At 65.0% G+C, this 16,719-nt stretch carries 20 protein-coding genes; 7 read left to right on the top strand and 13 right to left on the bottom strand.

Features of this window, described 5'->3' with window-relative positions; translation table 11 throughout:
* Positions 1-6: 6 nt before the first annotated feature.
* From H7993_RS04835 to H7993_RS04825, 3 genes are read right to left on the bottom strand one after another with little or no spacing between them, the layout of a single operon-like run.
* Complete coding sequence (locus tag H7993_RS04835) at positions 7-414, bottom strand: hypothetical protein (RefSeq protein ID WP_244646851.1); 408 nt, start codon at positions 412-414, stop codon at positions 7-9.
* Positions 415-458: 44 nt separating this feature from the next.
* A complete protein-coding gene (locus tag H7993_RS04830) occupies positions 459-668 on the bottom strand; it encodes a hypothetical protein (protein ID WP_185793641.1) in 210 nt (69 codons plus the stop codon).
* A gap of 40 nt (positions 669-708) precedes the next feature.
* Positions 709-1,362, bottom strand: coding sequence for a hypothetical protein (locus tag H7993_RS04825; protein ID WP_185793640.1), 654 nt, complete (start codon positions 1,360-1,362; stop codon positions 709-711).
* A 188-nt stretch (positions 1,363-1,550) separates the two neighbouring features.
* Here H7993_RS04825 and H7993_RS04820 point away from each other — a divergent pair, with 188 nt between their 5' ends.
* Positions 1,551-2,351 (top strand): tetratricopeptide repeat protein, encoded by an 801-nt coding sequence (locus H7993_RS04820; protein WP_185793639.1) that lies wholly within the window; start codon positions 1,551-1,553, stop codon positions 2,349-2,351.
* 3 nt (positions 2,352-2,354) lie between these two features.
* On the opposite strand, the gene H7993_RS04815 is transcribed toward H7993_RS04820, so the two are convergent.
* The 7 genes from H7993_RS04815 to H7993_RS04785 all read right to left on the bottom strand — a co-directional run bounded on the left by H7993_RS04815 (position 2,355) and on the right by H7993_RS04785 (position 8,173).
* On the bottom strand, positions 2,355-2,654 hold the full coding sequence (locus H7993_RS04815; protein WP_185793638.1) for a hypothetical protein: 300 nt from the start codon (positions 2,652-2,654) through the stop codon (positions 2,355-2,357).
* A gap of 127 nt (positions 2,655-2,781) precedes the next feature.
* A complete protein-coding gene (locus H7993_RS04810) occupies positions 2,782-4,026 on the bottom strand; it encodes a type II and III secretion system protein family protein (RefSeq protein ID WP_185794178.1) in 1,245 nt (414 codons plus the stop codon).
* Positions 4,027-4,127: 101 nt separating this feature from the next.
* The gene (gene sctV / locus H7993_RS04805) at positions 4,128-6,263 is read right to left on the bottom strand and encodes a type III secretion system export apparatus subunit SctV (protein WP_185793637.1); all 2,136 of its coding nucleotides are present in this window, start codon (positions 6,261-6,263) and stop codon (positions 4,128-4,130) included.
* The gene (locus H7993_RS04800) at positions 6,260-6,652 is read right to left on the bottom strand and encodes a tetratricopeptide repeat protein (RefSeq protein WP_244646849.1); all 393 of its coding nucleotides are present in this window, start codon (positions 6,650-6,652) and stop codon (positions 6,260-6,262) included. Before H7993_RS04800 ends, sctV begins: the two co-directional genes overlap by 4 nt.
* Positions 6,642-7,019 (bottom strand): hypothetical protein, encoded by a 378-nt coding sequence (locus tag H7993_RS04795; protein WP_185793636.1) that lies wholly within the window; start codon positions 7,017-7,019, stop codon positions 6,642-6,644. The genes H7993_RS04800 and H7993_RS04795 overlap by 11 nt, the downstream gene beginning before the upstream one ends.
* 28 nt (positions 7,020-7,047) lie before the next feature.
* Positions 7,048-7,950 (bottom strand): SctD/MshK family protein, encoded by a 903-nt coding sequence (locus tag H7993_RS04790; protein WP_185793635.1) that lies wholly within the window; start codon positions 7,948-7,950, stop codon positions 7,048-7,050.
* A gap of 58 nt (positions 7,951-8,008) precedes the next feature.
* The gene (locus tag H7993_RS04785) at positions 8,009-8,173 is read right to left on the bottom strand and encodes a hypothetical protein (RefSeq protein ID WP_167335519.1); all 165 of its coding nucleotides are present in this window, start codon (positions 8,171-8,173) and stop codon (positions 8,009-8,011) included.
* Between the two features lie 249 nt (positions 8,174-8,422).
* On the opposite strand from H7993_RS04785, the gene H7993_RS04780 reads away from it, so the two are divergent.
* Positions 8,423-9,154 carry an IclR family transcriptional regulator gene (locus H7993_RS04780; RefSeq protein ID WP_185793634.1) on the top strand — a complete coding sequence of 244 codons (732 nt, stop codon included), beginning with the start codon at positions 8,423-8,425 and terminating at the stop codon, positions 9,152-9,154.
* A 44-nt stretch (positions 9,155-9,198) separates the two neighbouring features.
* On the opposite strand, the gene H7993_RS04775 is transcribed toward H7993_RS04780, so the two are convergent.
* Positions 9,199-10,176, bottom strand: a complete 978-nt coding sequence (locus tag H7993_RS04775) for a hydroxyacid dehydrogenase (protein ID WP_185793633.1) — start codon at positions 10,174-10,176, stop codon at positions 9,199-9,201.
* A 237-nt stretch (positions 10,177-10,413) separates the two neighbouring features.
* Between H7993_RS04775 and H7993_RS04770 the strand changes: the two genes are divergently transcribed.
* The 4 genes from H7993_RS04770 to H7993_RS04755 all read left to right on the top strand — a co-directional run bounded on the left by H7993_RS04770 (position 10,414) and on the right by H7993_RS04755 (position 14,182).
* Positions 10,414-11,097, top strand: a complete 684-nt coding sequence (locus tag H7993_RS04770) for an RraA family protein (RefSeq protein ID WP_185793632.1) — start codon at positions 10,414-10,416, stop codon at positions 11,095-11,097.
* 174 nt (positions 11,098-11,271) lie between these two features.
* A complete protein-coding gene (locus H7993_RS04765; protein ID WP_185793631.1) occupies positions 11,272-12,225 on the top strand; it encodes a tripartite tricarboxylate transporter substrate binding protein in 954 nt (317 codons plus the stop codon).
* Positions 12,213-12,674 carry a tripartite tricarboxylate transporter TctB family protein gene (locus tag H7993_RS04760; protein ID WP_185793630.1) on the top strand — a complete coding sequence of 154 codons (462 nt, stop codon included), beginning with the start codon at positions 12,213-12,215 and terminating at the stop codon, positions 12,672-12,674. The genes H7993_RS04765 and H7993_RS04760 overlap by 13 nt, the downstream gene beginning before the upstream one ends.
* Positions 12,674-14,182, top strand: coding sequence for a tripartite tricarboxylate transporter permease (locus H7993_RS04755; RefSeq protein ID WP_185793629.1), 1,509 nt, complete (start codon positions 12,674-12,676; stop codon positions 14,180-14,182). The genes H7993_RS04760 and H7993_RS04755 overlap by 1 nt, the downstream gene beginning before the upstream one ends.
* Positions 14,183-14,219: 37 nt before the next feature.
* Here H7993_RS04755 and H7993_RS04750 read toward each other — a convergent pair whose 3' ends face one another.
* Together H7993_RS04750 and H7993_RS04745 are read right to left on the bottom strand one after the other, a co-directional pair.
* Complete coding sequence (locus H7993_RS04750; protein ID WP_185793628.1) at positions 14,220-15,101, bottom strand: serine hydrolase domain-containing protein; 882 nt, start codon at positions 15,099-15,101, stop codon at positions 14,220-14,222.
* Between the two features lie 157 nt (positions 15,102-15,258).
* Positions 15,259-15,657 (bottom strand): RidA family protein, encoded by a 399-nt coding sequence (locus H7993_RS04745; protein ID WP_185793627.1) that lies wholly within the window; start codon positions 15,655-15,657, stop codon positions 15,259-15,261.
* A 142-nt stretch (positions 15,658-15,799) separates the two neighbouring features.
* Here H7993_RS04745 and H7993_RS04740 point away from each other — a divergent pair, with 142 nt between their 5' ends.
* Entirely contained in the window at positions 15,800-16,717 is a 918-nt protein-coding gene (locus H7993_RS04740) for a LysR family transcriptional regulator (RefSeq protein ID WP_185794176.1), read from the top strand.
* Positions 16,718-16,719: the final 2 nt, after the last annotated feature.

Here is a 16,719-nt window from a genome sequence, read left to right as displayed (position 1 = left end):
GGTTCATCATTGACCCTTGAGCAAGGTGTTGGCGGCGCCGGACACCTGGGTGGCACCGCGCACCACCATCTGCGTCTCGATGGAGTGATCGAACATCAGGCTCAACGACTCCACGACTTTTTGCAGTTGCGGGTCGGCAGCGGCCTGCGCCGGGGTCGGGTGACCGGCCGCCGCAGGGTCGGTCTGTCTGGCGCCGAGGTCGGCGGCGCGCTCGGAGAAGCGCTGGGTGCGATTGAAGAAGCCGTCGAGGTTGTCCAGAACACCGGCCCCCAACTGCGCGGGGCTGGTGCCGGTGGGGGCGACGGCGGGTTGCCGGGCCATGTGCTCGAAAAGGTTCTGCGATACCTGGCCGGTGCCCACTGCATCGGCGATGGGTGGCTGTGCCGGTACGGCGGTGGCGGCAATGGGCAGCATGGTCAGGCTCCTGTTCGACGATGGGAAGGTTCAGCGCGACGCAATCACTCGTCGGACATCGCTTCGTTCAGCATTTCGTTGGCCTTGGGCATGATGATCATCTGGCCGGCCACGGTGACCGCGCCGCTGACCAACTGATCGGTGAACTCGGCGTCGCTCAGTTCCATGGAGCTGTCCAGCGCGGCGTTGAATTGCGCTTCGCCGTCCGTGCCGGCAGAGGGGTCGAGGTTCGGATCGATAGCGTTTGTAGCCATGGTCGTTCTCCTTGCATGTGAGCCCGAGGGCGGGGTGAACTCAGTTGAGGCCCGAGACCACCTGGGTCTCGGCGCCGCCACGAAAGATCCGCACACTGCCGGCCGCAGGTTGGGCAGCGGCCGTGCGGCGCAGGGGCGGTCGCAGGGCGGCGAGTTGCCCGTCGATCAGGCTCAGGTAGCCTGGCGAGCCGGCCGCGCGCACCGTGCTCGCGCTGGCATCGACGCTCAGCCGGGCGCGCGGGCCTCCGGCAAGCAGCGGGGCCAGCGCGCCCTGAACCGCAGCGGCCGACAGCGTGCCGGTGTCGAAGGTGCGCGCCGCAGTGTCGTTGGCGCTGTCGACGAACAGCGTGCTGCCATCGAAGTACCAGCCAAGCCCGTTGGCGGTGCTCAACGCGGCGAGAAAATCGGCGGCGCTGTCGCCACGCACCTTGCCGCGAACCTTGCCCTTGACGGCGTCGGCGATGACCACCGCGATACCGAGGTTGCTGCCCATCTCCTGCAGCACGCCCCGTACATCCTGGTCGATGATGAGGTACGGATAGGGTTGCGCGGCCCAGGCCGGCGCAGCATCGGTTGCGGCCCAGGCGCTGGGCCCGGCCAGCATGCCCAGGATCACCAATACGCTGAGCAGCCCCGGCGTGCCGGGCGAGCGCTGACGGGATCTGGCAATGATGTCTGGGCCGTGCTGGCTCATGCGCTGTGCGTTCCTGCCGATTGTTTGAACGGGCCGAGTGTAGCCGCGCGCACTTTGCGTTTTTGTGACGGTCGGCAAACGCGCCACGCACTGCAAGCCTTGCACCCCATGCAAGTGCGTGTTGTCACCGGACTGTCATCTGGGTAGGGTTCACTCAGCCCTTTGTCAGCATTCAGGGGAGGGGTGTAGTGGGTTTTTCAAGACCTGGAAAGTCTCTGCCGATCACGGCACTGGCGGCGGCCTGCGTGCTGTTAGGCGGCTGCGCCACGCAGGCACCGCCCAGCGATGACGGCGCGCGATTGATGCAACTGGCGGCCGAGGTCGATCGTCGCGGCGATCCTTCTTCGGCAGTGGCGCTCTATGAGCGTGCCGCCGTACTGTCCCAGGAGGCGCCCGAGGTCATGTTGCAGTTGGGTGAAGCGCGTTTGGCCAGCGGCGATCCTCAAGGCGCGGCGCGGGCTTTCCGTGGCGTGCTGGTCAACCAGAGCAAGGAGCCGCGGGCGCTGCTGGGCCTGGGCACCGCGTTGCTGCAGAGCGGCGAAGTCAGTCGCGCCAGTGACACCCTTGCACAGGCAGCACCGCTGATCGGCACGGCCACTGCCTACAATCGCCTGGGTACTGCCGCGATGCTCGCGGGCCGGCAGGCGCAGGGCATCGCCGCGCTGCGCCAGGCCCATGAGCTGGACCCGCAGAACCTGGATATCAGTACCAACCTGGCCTTGGCTCATGCACTTGGTAGTCAGCCGAACGAGGCCGTCGAACGCATGGCACAGGTGGTCCGCTCGCCACTGGCACGTCCCAGTCACCTGCGTCAGCAACTCCTGGTGCTGACCCTGGCCGGTCAGGAGCAGCGCATTGCTGCCGAACTGCCCGACCTGAGCGAAAGCGAGCGGATGGCGTTGATCGGCAAGGCACGGGCCATCAAGGTGCTGCAGGATCCGGCCGACCGCGCTCGCGCCCTCGGCATTCTCGCGCGCCAGGCGCGCTGAATATCAGGGCGCCGGCGCGGCCAGACGTTCACGCTCCAGCTCGCGCCTGCGCTCCAGATCGGCCGTTTCCCCAAGCAGGTACTGTTGCGCGGCGCGGCCAACGGGCGCCGCCAGGGTCGGCCCCATGGCTTGCCCCCGATGCAGGTCGCCGGTGTCTTGCACCATCCGCTGCAGGTTCAAGGCATTGGCACACCCCAGCGGCAAGCGCGCGCGGCCTGCGATGTTATCGGCACCCGTGCACGCTGCCGGCACGGTGCGCGCAGCGCCCGTCGACGGATCGTCGCGCAGCTGCAAGTAATCCACGGAGTCGTCCGCGCTTTCCAGGTCGGTGGCGCACCCGCCAAGCATCAGCAGGGACGCGACACAGGCCAATGTTCTGCAGCAGGCCATCCATCGACGATGAGTCCACGCAGGTTTACGCCCCACAGGTTCAGTCCACATAGAAGCCGAACTCCGTGTGGGCAGTGAGCGCAACGTTGCCTCCCGCCAGCCGCCAGGCCGGGTTGTCGCCGGCAGGGTCAAGCGGTGTGGCCAGGCTGCGGTCGGCCACCGGCTCGACGATGTAGGGGGTGATCAGGATGACCAGTTCGGTTTCACTGCGCTGGAAGCGTTTGGACCTGAACAGATTGCCCAGCACCGGTACGTCGCCCAGCAGCGGCAGCTTGTCGATGTCCTGCGAACTGCTGCGCTGGAACAGTCCGGCGATGGCGAAGGTTTGCCCGCTGCCGACTTCGACCCGGGTGTCGGCCCGGCGGACCTGGAAGCTGGGGACGCTGAACCCGCTGATCTGTACCTGGCTGGTGGTCGACAGGCTGCTGACTTCCGGTCGGACCTGCAGGCCGATGCGTTTGTTGGGCAGCAAGGTCGGGGTGAACTGCAAGGAAACGCCGAACGACTTGTAGTCGATGCCGATCAACTGGTTGCCGACCGGGACGGGCACGGGAATCTCTCCACCGGCCAGGAAGCTGGCGGTCTGCCCGCTCAGAGCGGTGATGTTCGGTTCCGCGAGGATTTCCAGGAAGCCGTTGCTCTGCAAGGCGTCGAGCAGTACATCGACGCTGGCGCTGCTGGAGTTGAACCCGGCCGACAACAGGTTGGTAGCGCCGGCCACTGCCGAACTGGCCAGCGGGCCGCCAGTGATCAGGCCGAAGGAAAACGAGCCGCTGTTGATCAGGGCATTCCAGTTGACCCCGTAGCGCAGCAACTGCTCGCGGGAGACCTCGGCAAAGCGCACACGGATATTGACCTGGGGCGAGCCGTTGTAGGTCGCGGCGTTGATCGGCGGCACGCCCGCCGCTGCGCTGCTGACCAGCAAGGCGTTGAGTTCGATGGCGCTGTCGATGTCGGCCACCGCACCGTCGGCCAGCAAGCGCTTGCCCTGGCTGCGAACCTGCACCTGATTGTCCGGGTTGTGCTGCTGCAGCGCTGTGCCGATCGGCGGGCGGACGCTCACGCCCACGCTACCCTGTGAGGCTTGCTGGGCGTCCAGGGCAATCAGGTTGGTCTGGCCGTCCGTCTTGCCGAACACATAGGCTACGCCGGGCGAAACGATGCGAATGTCGGCTATTGCGTTGTCGGCGATGAACACCGATTCCACGGGCGCGGCAAAGCGCAGGATGCGGCCTTCACCCACGCTCAATTGCACCGTTTCACTGGGCGTCGGATCGAAGTTCATCCCCTGTGCCGGCCCGGCCAGCGCAAGCGCCAGCCATGCGCCGGCGCACGGCACTCGGCGCAGCAGACCACGCAGCCGGCGGGTGGGCATCGACAGCTGGTTCATGCCAGGACTCCTGCATCGGGAGCAGCAAGCGCAGCCGCAGGGCTGCCGGGCAGGGCGATGGAGCGCAATGTATGCAAGGTGAATTCTCGGGTCAGGTCTTGATAGGACAGCACGGGGATTTCCAGGCCGTGGCGCACCAGCCACTGGCGCAGATAGCGGCGCAGATCGGCCGACACCATCAACACCACTTGAAAGTCGTCGTCCGTGCGGTTGAACGCTTGACGCAATTGCTCCAGCAGCGCCTGGCCGAGCGCTTCCGGCAGGCCGGCGCTGCGGCTTGCTTCGGTGCGCCGCAGCGCCTGGCGAATCGCGTCCTCGGCAGGTCGGGCGAGGACGAAGGCGGCGATGACCCGGTGCTCGTCGGCGTAGCGATGACAGATCTGACGTGCCAGCGCGCCGCGGGCGTGTTCGCTCAGTACATGCAGTTCGAGATCGCGCGGGCCCCATTCCACCAAGGCCTCGAGCAGGCCACGCAGGTTGCGCAAGGCGATACCCTCGTCGAGCAGGCGGCGCAGGATGTCCGCCAGACGCTGGAGCGAAGTGTGCCGCAGGGCTTCGCGTACCAGCTCCGGATAGTCGGCTTCGATACGGTCGAGCAGGCGGCGGGTTTCCTGGATGCCGATGAAGTCCGCAGCGTAGCGCGTCAACACGGTCTGCAGGTGCGCCCCCAGCGCCTGTTCCAGCCCATGAAAGCCGATGCCGGCCTGTTCCAGCGCCTCGCGGTGAACCTGGTCGACCCACAGCGTGTCACTGCGCCCCACCAAGGCCATGGCGGACTGCGGCTCCACGTCGAGTAACTGCACGTGCAGCGGATCGTCGCGCACCCACAGGTGGGCGGCAGGCAACGGACCGGCGCTGATCGGAATGCCTTCGAGCAGGACCGCGAACTGATCGGCGGCCATACCGGGATCGATCCGCGTTCCCACCTCGGGCAGCTCGATGCCCAGTTGCTGCATCACCGCCTGGCGCGCGTCCTCGGCATGCTCGCGCAGTTCGTCCGCAGTAAGGTGCAGGGCCAGGGTCTGGCCGACCCGCAGCATGATGCGCCGCTCGGGCTCCACCGGCTCCGGCAAGCGTTCCACCGAAGCGGCGGCACCGGCTGCACCTGACTGATCGATTGCCGTGGCGGGCACGCTCTGGGTCAGGGCATGGCGCGCCTGGCGCCGGTGCAGGGCCCATGCGGCGGCGCCCAGGATCGCCGCGATGACCACGAACACCGGCGCAGGGAAACCGGGAATGAACGCCACTGCCAGCAGGATAACGGCGGTCAGGGTCAATGCGCGTTGGTTCGAGCCCAGCTGGCCGATGATCTCGCTGCCCAGGTCCTGGTCGTCATCGCTGGCAACGCGGGTCACCACGATGCCGGCGGCGACCGCGATAAGCAGTGCCGGGATCTGCGCGATCAAACCATCGCCGACGGTCAACAGCGAATAGGTATGGCTGGCTTCGCTGAACGAAAGCCCGCGTTTGGCCATGCCGATGGCCATGCCGCCGAGCAGATTGACGACCAGGATCACCAGGCTGGCGATCGCGTCACCCTTGACGAACTTCATGGCCCCATCCATGGCCCCGTACAGCTGACTCTCGCGCTCCAACAGGGAGCGCCGCTGTTTGGCCTGCGCCGGCTCTATATCGCCGTTGCGCAGATCATTGTCGATGCTCATCTGCTTGCCGGGCATGGCGTCCAGGGTGAAGCGTGCGGCCACCTCGGCGACCCGCTCGGCGCCCTTGGTGATCACCAGAAACTGGGCCACGGTAATGATCAGGAACACCACCAGGCCGATCACCACCTCTCCGGCAATCACGAACTCGCCAAAGGCCGCGACGATCTCGCCGGCGTCGCCCTGCAACAGGATCAAGCGCGTTGTGGTGATCGACAGCGACAGGCGCAACAGGGTGCTGAGCAGGATGATCGGCGGCAAGGCGGAAAAATCCACCGAACGCGAAACGTAGAAAGCCACTACCAGCACCAGCAGGCTGAAGGCGATGTTCACCGCAATCAGCGCGTCGACCATGATCGTCGGCAACGGAATGATCATCATCACCACGGCCAGCATCATGAAGGCGGCAATGACCACGTCACTGCGCTGCGATGCCAACAGCGCCAGGCGGTTGAGTGGGGCGAGGTTCATGGGTTCGAAGTCCTTGGCGGGGCAGGCCCCAGCAGGTGACGGGAAAAACACTCGCGTGCGCCGGCATGATCGCCGCTGACCCACAGGGCGCGGCTGCGCAGCAGCGCATGGCAGGGGTGCTCGCCTTCCAGGCCGATCAGGTAGTCGAGTGCATTGAGCGCCCGGCGTCCGTCACCCGATTGAGTGAACAAGGCGATCAGGCTGCGCAGGATATGGATGTCGTCCGGGCAGATGCGATAGGCCATCAACAGGTAGGTCAGGCCACGTCGCTCCTGGCCGCTGCGTGCATACGACTGCCCGCGGCTGTGCAGCCACTGGGCGCAGTCACGCGGCGACGGCGCCGCGGGGCTCATGTCCATCTCGCCTGGCAGCTCGCGTTCAGCCGTCATGGTCAGCGCCGGCTTCCAGGTGGGCCTCGATGTCGCGCTGCAGTTGCATCTCTTCGTGCAGCAACGCCAGCGCCACCGTTTCGGTTTCCGCATCGGCGCCCAAGTGCGGCACGATGACGTCGATCAGGTGCTGGAGAATCTGCGCGGTGCGGTGCGGGCTGAATATCGTCGGGTCCTGAACCTGAACCTGAGTCAGCTGCTCGAGCCGTCCGCGCAGCGACTTGCCGATATCGGCACGCCGGTTGCGAATGGCTTTCTCGAAGGCCTCGCGGGTAGCCGTCGCGGCACTGGCGGCGGCTGGTTGCACCGGCTCGCTGCGCAGGCTGCCGGCCGTGGGATCGGGCCCTTTGCGCGCCTCGACTTTCATGCCGCTCGCTCCCGCCTGGCCCGCAGATTCATAGGGTCAACTCGAATTCCTTGCCCTGGCGGGCAAGAATCAGCCGATCGTGTTCGATACGCTGCAGAACCCAGCCATCGGCCAGCGCCGCACCGGGGTAGAGGCGTTCGCCGCGCTCGCCTAGCACATAGGGTTGCGGGCCCAGCCAGACCGCCTGGAAATGCACCCGCGGCGGCACCAGCGGCGGTGCTGGCAGCACGTCGTTGCGCAGCACCGGCGCATTGCCCCAGGTCCGGTCATACCAACTCTGTACCTCGATCCAGCGGGTGCGCTGATCACTGTCGACCAGGCCACTGACCCGCAGCGTGTTGCCCTGGGTTTCGATGGATAACGGTTGCAGGCCGGCTTGATCCAGACGCTCGCGCAGCGCAGCCAGTGCCTGAGGCTGTGCGCTGGCGATTGCAGGCCGGGCATCGGCAGTCGGCGCAGCGCCGTCGACGGCCAGCGCTGGGGCTGCTTCGGTCCATGGCCGCCACAGGTAGCCGACAACGATCAGCAGGCACGCCATGGCGAGCAGCGTCCAGCGAGCGGTTGCTGCCGAGCGCGGTGGTTCGCTGCCGGGTGGATGCGAGAGGCGCAGGGCGGTGTGGCCAACGCTCAGTTGCACCGGCAGGCTGCAGCGGTAGCCGTGGCCCTGGGCAACGCGCACGTCGCCAACCATGACATCGCCGCCGGTGGCCTCGATCGCCAGGAAGCGCCGGTGTACGTGCACGGTGAGATGGGTTGCATGGATCTGGGGGTCGCGCAGGACGATGTCGCAGTCTTCATGGGCGCCGATGCGACAGACACTGCTTTCGAGCGCGACGACCGCACCGGCATGGGGGCCGCTCAGCACGTTGAGCTCGGGAAGAAGGGGGTGGGCAGTCAGTGGCAGGGAGCGGTGTGCAGCAATCACAGGCATTCATCACTCGGCGTCGACAAGAACGGGCGGATGGCGCAGCACGCCACCCGCCAGCGAATCAGTTCTGCGGACGCTGCTTGGCGGCGTCGAGCTCGGACTTCTTCTCGGTGGTGATCTCAGTCACCTTGGCCGATTTCTCGATGGCCGAGTCGAAGGCAGCGGTCATTTTCTCGATCGCTGCGTCGGCGCTGCTGGTGCTTGCTGCTGGGGTAGTGGTGCTCATGGTGTCTCTCCTTGTTGAGGGGATTAATGTCTGATTCGCTGCTACTGCACAGATGCAGACGGCATGTCACCACAGCCACCTTGAGGTGAGTCCCGGTGGCTGCAGGGGTACCCTACAGGCAAGGCGGTTAAGGAATTGTGTCAGCGGCGAAATGCGCAGCGCTCAGTTGTAGCCGCCATACGGTGGTTGTCGGATAATGACGCGCAGCCCCGCCAGCTTGGTCGGGGGATCGCCACTGAGGATTGTCTGATGGTAAAAGCGCGCCCGCGTCCGGCGGTAAATGGAGTCGCTTCGGCCGATCGGGTGCTCACGGTGCTTTCCGCGTTCGCCATCGGCGACACGGCGCTGAGTCTGGTCGAGTTGGTGAACCGTACCGGGCTGATCAAAAGCACCATCATGCGGCTGATGGTTTCGCTGGAAGACCATGGCTACATCACCCGCATGGCCGACGGACGCTATCAGCTCGCCAGCGAAGTCATGCGGCTGAACGCGGTGTATCAAGAGGCGCTGGACCTGGAGCGCCACGTGATGCCCCGGCTGCACCTGTTGGCTGAACAAACCGGCGAGACCGCCTCGTTCTACGTGCGCCACGGCGCCTACCGAATGTGCCAGTTCCGGGTGAACTCGGCGCATCGGCTCAGGCTCAACCTGCAGCCCGGCGACATGCGCCCGATGGACGAAGCGGCGGGGGCACAGGCATTGCGCGTGCCGGTACAGATCGGCACGTCGCTGGACAAACCCTATTTCTCCAAGGGCGCTACCGACCCACACGCCGCGTCGATTGCTTTGCCGGTGTATGGCGCGCAGCGCGAGCTGATGGGCGCGCTGGTGATCTCCGGACCTGCCAGCCGGCTGACCGAAGAAGCGGCCGAAAGCCACTGGGCGCTGCTCTTCGACACCGCGCGCGACCTCATGCGCAGTCTGGGTTTCAAGCCGGCGGACGAGCAGGCATCCAGCGCTGAGCCAACCGCCGCCCAATAGCGTTCCTCGCAGGGCCGCCCTTCATCGGCAGCGCCCGACGACGATCAATGGCCCAGCAGGTGGCGGTTGACCACGCAGCGTGGGTCCAGCTGCGCACCGTTCCAGACGGCCAGAATCTGCTGCAGCGCCACCAGGCCCACCCGGTCGCGTGCTTCGCTGGTGTTGGCGCCGACGTGGGGCGTGGCGACCAGCGTCGGCAGGTCCCATAGCGCGCTGTCCGCAGGCGGCGGCTCGGGGCTGAACGTGTCCAGCCCGGCACCGGCGATCTGCCCTTGTTTCAATGCCTCCACCAACGCCTGGGTATCCACCAGCTCGCCGCGCGCGGTGTTGATCAGCACGCTGCCCGGGCGCATGCGCGCCAATTGCGCCGCACCGATCAGGTGGTGGTTGCTGTCGGTCAGCGGGCAATGAAGGCTGATCACATCGCTGTCGGCCAACAGCTGGTCGAGGTTTTCTTCGCGCTCGACATGGGTCCGCTGCGGCAGCTCACGCAGGTAGGGGTCGTAGACCTTGACGCGCATCCGTAGCGGCGCCACCAGGTCCATCAGAATGCTGCCGATAGCGCCCAGGCCGATCAGCCCCAGGGTTTTGCCGAACAATTCGATGCCGTTGGCCGATGACTTGTCCCAATGGCCGGCGCGCAGGCGTGCGTCCAGCCGGGCGGTCTGCCGCGCGACGCTGAACATCAGGGCAAATGCATGTTCGGCCACCGACTGCGCGTTGGCCCCTGCGGCAATGGTGACGGGAATGCCTCGCTCGGCAGCCGCCTGGATGTCGATGGTGTTATAGCCCACGCCGTGCTTGGCGATGATTTTCAGCGAGTGCGCAGCGTCGATCATTGCCCGAGTCAGTTGGCCCTGGCGGACGATGATTGCGTCGGGTTGTTCGCTCGCGATGGTCGCCAGCAGCTCGGTCTCGGGCAGATAGGGCGGGGTGGCGATGATCCTGAGGCCCTCGGCGGCGGCCAGGCGCATGGCCTCGGGGGCAAGTTCGGGACCGGTCAGCAAGACGGTGCGGGGCATCGTGAATACCTTGTTTTTATGTGTGAGTGGTTCCAGCCGGGACGCGGTGTGCGACCAGGTCTCGATGGGCACTCGAATCTATCATAATGAAACGGCGTTGCGATAATTCTGAAAATAAAGTCTTGCTCCTCTGCAGGATAGATTGAATTGGGTGTTGATTTGGCATTTATGAAATGCAATTCTAAAAAAACGCCACCTATCCATGACATCGAATAACACCAAGCAGAGGTATGTCACATGAGCATCGGTTTTCAGGTTGTGCAACGTTCACGCCGCGTGAGCCCGCAATGGGTCGAGCGCTTCCGTGAGCTTCCCGTGGCCAACGTCAGCGATTCGATGAATCGCATGACCGCCGCTGGCGCCCGCCTGCGGCCCATGCACCGTCAAGGCGTGCTGGCCGGACCGGCGCTGACGGTCAAGGCGCGGCCTGGCGATAACCTGATGCTGCACTACGCACTGGACATCGCCGAGCCGGGCGACGTGATCGTGGTCGACGCCGGTGGCGACCTGACCAATGCGCTGATCGGCGAAATGATGGTCGCCTACGCCATCAAGCGCGGAGTGGCGGGAATCGTCATCAATGGCGCCATTCGTGATGCCGCCAACATCGCCTCAGGCGACTTTCCATTGTTCGCCGCCGGTGTGTCCCACCGCGGGCCGTACAAGGATGGCCCCGGTGAGGTCAACGTTCCGATCGCCATCGACGGCATGGTGGTGGAGCCCGGCGATCTGGTGATCGGCGATGAGGACGGCTTGCTGTGTGTGCCCTTCGAGCATGTCGAGCAGGTGTACGCGCGGGCGGCTGCCAAGTACGCCGCCGAGCACAAGCAGATGGAGCAGATCGCGCAGGGTAGCAATGACCGCACGTGGGTGATCGCGGCGCTCAAGGCCAAGGGTTGCGTGCTGCCGGGTCAGGCATGATGCATGCGTTCACCTGCGTGAAGCACTGGCTGTCCGCCAGTCATTAATCGCTTTTAAAATGGCGTTCTATTCTGCTAGATTCGAAACCCTGCCTACGTGCATCAACCGAAAAAGCTGACAGATACGCCCCGAACACGCTTGTTGCCTCAGATAAAAACAACAGAGGAACACTTCATGAATCACTGCACATCCGTTTTGTCCGCAACGCTTGTGGGTTTGGCCCTGAGCTCGTTCAGTGCTCACGCGGCCTGGCCGGAAGACCGTCCAATCGAATTTCTCGTGGCCTATGCGCCCGGTGGCAGCACCGACGTGATGGCGCGCACCATGCAGCCGTACCTGGAAAAACGTCTCGGGGCGAAAGTCGTCATCGTCAATCGGCCCGGTGCCGCTGGCGAAATCGCCTACACCGCATTGAGCAAGGCACGGCCCGATGGCTACACCTTCGCGTTCATCAACACCCCCGGTTTTCTCAGCACCCGAGTGCAGCGCAAGGTGGGCTATGCGGCCGACTCCATTCGCCCGGTGGCACGTATCGTCGACGACCCCACCGTGCTTGCCGTGCCCAACGATTCGCCCTACAAAACCCTCAACGATTTCATCCAGGCTGCCAAGGCCGCACCCGGCAAGCTGTCGGTAGGTACCTCCGGCGTGGGCACCGACGATCACCTGATGATTGTGCAACTGGACCAGCTCGCAGGCATCGAGCTGACCCACGTTCCCTTCGGTGGCGCATCGGAGTCCAGCACCGCCTTGATGGGCGGACACATCAGCGCGGCCGGCCAGAACATCAGCGAGCTGAGCGATGACACCAAGTACCGTGTGCTGGCGCAGTTTTCCGCCGAACGCATGCCCCAGGAACCCGACCTGCCCACGGCCAGGGAGCAGGGCGTCGACCTGGTGATGACCTCCGAGCGCGGCATTGCCGCGCCTGCCAAAGTCCCGGTGGAGATTGCCGCGCGCATGTCCGTGGCCGTCAAGGAGGTGCTTGAGGATCCGGCCTTTCTCAAGCAGGCCAAGGACTTGTCGTTGCCGATCGCCTACCTGTCCGGTGAGGACTGGGCGGCCCAGATGCCTGCGCAGACGGAGCGTTTCCAGCAGCTCTGGAGCGCGTCGCCATGGGTGAAATGAGCTTGACCGCACGGGGCAACCGCCCCGATCTGCTGGCCAGCGCGATCTTCATCGGCCTCGGCGGGCTGGTGCTGTGGTCCACGCGCGACCTGCCGGCTGGCAGCGCTGCCATGATGGGGCCCGGGTTCATGCCGCTGATGATCGGCTCGCTGATCATCATCCTCGGCTTGGTCGTGGGGCTCATGGGATTGTTCAAACAGGTGGAGTCGATCGACCCGGTCAAGCTGCGACCGCTGTTGATCCTGCTGGCAGCGGTGGGCGGGTTCGCCCTGGCCGCCGAGCTGGCCGGGTTCGTCATCGCCGCGGCAGGGTTGATCATTTTCGGCAGCATGGCCGACAAAGCGTGGCGGGTCCGCGAGGTGCTCATCTCCAGTACCGTGCTGACCCTGTTCGGGCTGCTCGTATTCATCTACGGACTCGACGTCCAAATGCCGGTGGGGCCCTTCTGATGGACATGTTCGACGCGCTGTACCTGGGCTTTTCCGAAGCGTTGAGCCCGACCAACCTGGCGTTCTGCCTGATCGGTGCGCTGCTGGGTACCTTGATCGGCGTCCTGCCGGGCATCGGCCCGACAGCGACCGTGGCGATCCTGCTGCCGATTACCTACTTCCTGCCGCCGCTAGCCGCGCTGATCATGCTGGCAGGGATTTTCTACGGCGCTCAATACGGGGGATCGACCACAGCCATTCTGGTCAATTTGCCGGGTGAAGCCTCGGCGGTCGTCACGGCGCTGGACGGCCATGCCATGGCCAAGCAGGGCAGAGCTGGCGCGGCACTGGCCACCGCAGCGCTGGCGTCGTTCTTCGCTGGCACCGTGGCGACCGTGGCCCTGGCCGTTGCAGGGCCGCTGCTGTCGAAGTTCGCGCTGTCATTCGGCCCTGCCGAGTATGTTGCGTTGACCGTGTTCGGGTTGTTGGCGGCGACCATCCTGGCCAGCGGCTCGGTGATCAAGGCCGTCGGCATGGTCTGCATCGGTCTGTTGCTGGGCATGATCGGCATCGACGTGAGCAGCGGTTCGACCCGGCTGACATTCGGCAGCACCGACCTGTACGACGGTATCGATTTCGTGGTCATCGCGGTCGGCCTGTTCGGCATCGCCGAGATCGCAGTCAACCTGGAGTCTGGCGAGGCCAAGACCTCACTGGCCGGCAAGATCACGCGCCTGTGGCCCACCCGTGAGGATTTCCGCCGGGCCTGGCCGGCCACGTTGCGGGGCACGGCGCTGGGGACGTTTCTCGGTGTACTGCCGGGCGGCGGTGCAACGTTGAGCGCCTTCAGTGCCTATTCCCTGGAAAAGAAGATGTCGAAGACCCCGGAGAAGTTCGGCACAGGCCTGGTCGAAGGGGTGGCCGCACCGGAAGCCGCCAACAACGCCGGCGCGCAGTCTTCGTTCATTCCGCTGCTGACCCTGGGCATTCCGTCCAACTCGATCATGGCAATGATGCTCGGGGCCATGATGATCCACGGCATCACCCCCGGCCCGTCGGTCATCACCAACCAACCGGCGCTGTTCTGGGGGCTGATCGCGAGCATGTGGATCGGCAACGTCATGCTGTTGGTCATCAACCTGCCATTGATCGGCCTTTGGGTGCGTTTGCTGCGGGTACCGTACCGTCTGTTGTTTCCGGCCATCCTGCTGTTCTGCTGCGTCGGCGTGTACAGCGTGAACAACCGCGGTTTCGACGTGGCCCTGGTGATCATCTTCGGTCTGCTGGGGTATCTGTTTCGCAAGGCCAAGTGCGAGCCCGGGCCGCTGTTGCTCGGCTTCGTACTGGGGCCGTTGCTGGAGACCAACCTGCGCCGCGCGCTGTTGATCTCTCAGGGTGACCCCATCGTGTTGATCGAGCGCCCCATCAGTGCCGTGCTCTTCGCCGCGTCCGCCATTCTGCTGGTGATGATGGTGCTGCCAGCGTTTCGCAAGAAGCGCGAAGAGGCCTTTCAGGACGAAGAGGTCTGAAGAGCTGAGGGGACGCCGAGCGTCGATCGAGCACGCTTCAGCCGTTGAGATGGCGGCAGATGTGCTCGACGACGCAGGCCTCGACAGCGCCTTCGCGAGTGTCCTGGGCGAACGCTGCATAACTGGCGCAGACGTCACCCAGGCAACCTCGGTACACCGCGACGACGCTGCCGGGCCCGCAGCCGGTATGCCCTGCCAACACCACACCGCCGTCCACCGGACCGCGCATCAGCCCCAATGCATAGCCCGGTGCCCGCCAGGGTCTGCCGGCAATCGGGCCGCCCAGGGTGTGCGTTTCCTGCATCGCCTGCAGCAAGTCGCCAGGCAGCAGGTGTTCGCTGAACAGACGGTGAAGCAACAGCACGGCCTGTGACAGCGGGCCGATCAGCAAGCCGTGATACACCCAGCCTGGGTCGTAGGTGGCGAGGCCGGTGCAGGCTTGCTGCAGATCGGCTCGAGCGGTGGCGAAACGCACGTTGGCGATGCCCAATGGCAACAGCACGCGCGCGTGCACTGCATCGGCCAGCGGCAGGTCGGTAGTGCGTTCGATCAGCCTGGCCACCATCAGGTAGCCGACGTTGGAATAACGCCAGCCCGAGCCAGGGCTGTAGCGAAGCCGATCGGCCTGCAAGCGCTGCAGCATCTCTTGTGCCGACCAGGCCGGCTCATGGTTGGCGACGGCGGTATGGTATTCGGCCAGCTCGGCATAGTCTGCCAATCCCGCCTCATGGCGCAGCAGCTGGCGCAACGTGTAGTCGTTGCCCGTCAACGGCTCGTCCAGGTCCAGCCTCCCGTCACGGACCAGGGTCAGTGCGGTGGCGGCAAGCACCGTTTTGGTGAAGCTCCACCACGGCAGCATCGGCTCAGGGTGCTCTGCCAGCAGCAAGGGCTGGCCGTTGAGGACTGCGGAAATCAGCATGCTGTTCTCTTGGGCGAATGAGTGGGCGGATGCAGGCTTCGCGACTGGCGCATTGCCTGCGCCCGTCCTATGGTAGACCAGACCCGACCGCACTGTGCCTGAACTGTCTGGTCATCTGCGAGCATGTCGTGGAAATCGTGTGGAGTTTTCGAGCGACTTAGCTTTGCGGCGGCAGCTTCGCTATCACCTTGATCTCGAAATCGAACCCATACAACCAGGTAACGCCCACGCAGGTGATGTTGGGGAAGGGCGCCTGTCCCCAGTATTCGGGCACCACTTCCCAGATGGTCTCGAACCTGGACTGCGGATCGACGATGAAGACCGTGACGTCCACCACGTCATCGAACGTGCAGTCGGCCGCCTGCAATACGCCGTTGAGGTTCTGGAATGCCAGGCGCACCTGGTCCCGCAGGTCGGGCTCGGGCGAGCCGTCCTCGCGGCTGCCGACCTGGCCAGACACGAACAGCAGGCCATTGCTGCGAACGGCGGGGGAGTAGCGGTTGCGCTCATAAAGCGCCTGGCGGCCGACTGGAAAAACGACGTCACGCTGGGTCATGGGATTGCCTCCTGGGGCGGGCCGGGTGACCCGTCATCTATCGTGCAGCCACGGTAGAGGCTTGCCAGGGCTGCATAAACGGGCAAGTCTGACCAGGACTGTTTGGGTTTTCCAAACAATGGCCAGTCAAGACGAGGTGCCGATGGACCGTTTCGATGCCATGCAGGCCTTCGCGCGAGTGGTGGAGACGGGTAGCTTCACCCGCGCGGCGCAGACCTTGCACATGAGCAAGACCACCGTGACCCAGTTGGTGCAGCAGCTCGAAGCGCGCCTGAGGGTGAAGCTGCTGAACCGCACCACGCGCAGGGTCAACGTCACCGCCGACGGTGCCGTCTACTACGAGCGGGCGATACGCCTGCTGGCCGATCTGGACGATGCCGAAACCGGCCTTTCCAGCGCCGCGATCGCGCCGCGCGGCAGGCTGCGGGTAGACGTACCGAGCCCGTTCGCCAGCCATGTGCTGATGCCGGCCATGCCCGACTTTCATCGGCGCTATCCGGATATCCAGATCGACATGGGCGTCAGCGACCGCATGGTCGATATCATCGGCGAGAACGTCGACTGCGTCGTGCGCGGCGGTGAGCTGACCGATCAATCGCTGATGGCGCGTCGCCTGGGTGATCTGCAACTGGGGGTCTATGCCTCACCTGGTTATTTGCACCGGCTCGGCACGCCGCAACATCCCAGCGAACTCGACGCCACGCATCACCGTGTGATCGGTTTCCTCTGGGCGCGCACGGGCAGGGCGCTGGCCTACACCCTGCACCGTGCCGCCGAGAGCATCACGGTGCGCGGCCAGCCGGTGCTTTCGGTCGACGACGGCAATGCCTACCTGGCTGCCGGTCTGGCCGGAATGGGGGTGTTGTGGCTACCGGGGTACATGGCCAGGGCGGGACTGGCCCGCGGCGAGCTCGTTCCGCTGTTCCAGGACTGGCAGCTCGATACCATGCCGATGTACATCGCCTATCCGTCCAACCGACACATCAGTTTGAAGTTGCGGGTGTTCATCGATTGGGTGGTGGAGTTGTTGCCATTCGAGGGGCCTGCACAGGGGCGCTGACC

Source organism: Pseudomonas baltica (genome assembly GCF_014235765.1).
Lineage (GTDB): Bacteria > Pseudomonadota > Gammaproteobacteria > Pseudomonadales > Pseudomonadaceae > Aquipseudomonas > Aquipseudomonas baltica.
Note: the sequence above shows the minus strand (reverse complement) of the source record. Positions and strands in the feature narration are given on the sequence as shown.

Bases quoted from the DNA above. Each gene is read 5' to 3' on its own strand.
- H7993_RS04790 (WP_185793635.1), bottom strand. From the start codon at position 7,950: ATGCCTGTGATTGCTGCACACCGCTCCCTGCCACTGACTGCCCACCCC.
- H7993_RS04745 (WP_185793627.1), bottom strand. From the start codon at position 15,657: ATGACCCAGCGTGACGTCGTTTTTCCAGTCGGCCGCCAGGCGCTTTAT.
- H7993_RS04795 (WP_185793636.1), bottom strand. From the start codon at position 7,019: ATGAAAGTCGAGGCGCGCAAAGGGCCCGATCCCACGGCCGGCAGCCTG.
- H7993_RS04780 (WP_185793634.1), top strand. From the start codon at position 8,423: ATGGTAAAAGCGCGCCCGCGTCCGGCGGTAAATGGAGTCGCTTCGGCC.
- H7993_RS04785 (WP_167335519.1), bottom strand. From the start codon at position 8,173: ATGAGCACCACTACCCCAGCAGCAAGCACCAGCAGCGCCGACGCAGCG.
- H7993_RS04755 (WP_185793629.1), top strand. From the start codon at position 12,674: ATGGACATGTTCGACGCGCTGTACCTGGGCTTTTCCGAAGCGTTGAGC.
- H7993_RS04835 (WP_244646851.1), bottom strand. From the start codon at position 414: ATGCTGCCCATTGCCGCCACCGCCGTACCGGCACAGCCACCCATCGCC.
- H7993_RS04825 (WP_185793640.1), bottom strand. From the start codon at position 1,362: ATGAGCCAGCACGGCCCAGACATCATTGCCAGATCCCGTCAGCGCTCG.
- H7993_RS04775 (WP_185793633.1), bottom strand. From the start codon at position 10,176: ATGCCCCGCACCGTCTTGCTGACCGGTCCCGAACTTGCCCCCGAGGCC.
- H7993_RS04810 (WP_185794178.1), bottom strand. From the start codon at position 4,026: ATGAACTTCGATCCGACGCCCAGTGAAACGGTGCAATTGAGCGTGGGT.
- H7993_RS04800 (WP_244646849.1), bottom strand. From the start codon at position 6,652: ATGACGGCTGAACGCGAGCTGCCAGGCGAGATGGACATGAGCCCCGCG.
- H7993_RS04765 (WP_185793631.1), top strand. From the start codon at position 11,272: ATGAATCACTGCACATCCGTTTTGTCCGCAACGCTTGTGGGTTTGGCC.
- H7993_RS04830 (WP_185793641.1), bottom strand. From the start codon at position 668: ATGGCTACAAACGCTATCGATCCGAACCTCGACCCCTCTGCCGGCACG.
- H7993_RS04750 (WP_185793628.1), bottom strand. From the start codon at position 15,101: ATGCTGATTTCCGCAGTCCTCAACGGCCAGCCCTTGCTGCTGGCAGAG.
- H7993_RS04770 (WP_185793632.1), top strand. From the start codon at position 10,414: ATGAGCATCGGTTTTCAGGTTGTGCAACGTTCACGCCGCGTGAGCCCG.
- sctV (WP_185793637.1), bottom strand. From the start codon at position 6,263: ATGAACCTCGCCCCACTCAACCGCCTGGCGCTGTTGGCATCGCAGCGC.
- H7993_RS04740 (WP_185794176.1), top strand. From the start codon at position 15,800: ATGGACCGTTTCGATGCCATGCAGGCCTTCGCGCGAGTGGTGGAGACG.
- H7993_RS04760 (WP_185793630.1), top strand. From the start codon at position 12,213: ATGGGTGAAATGAGCTTGACCGCACGGGGCAACCGCCCCGATCTGCTG.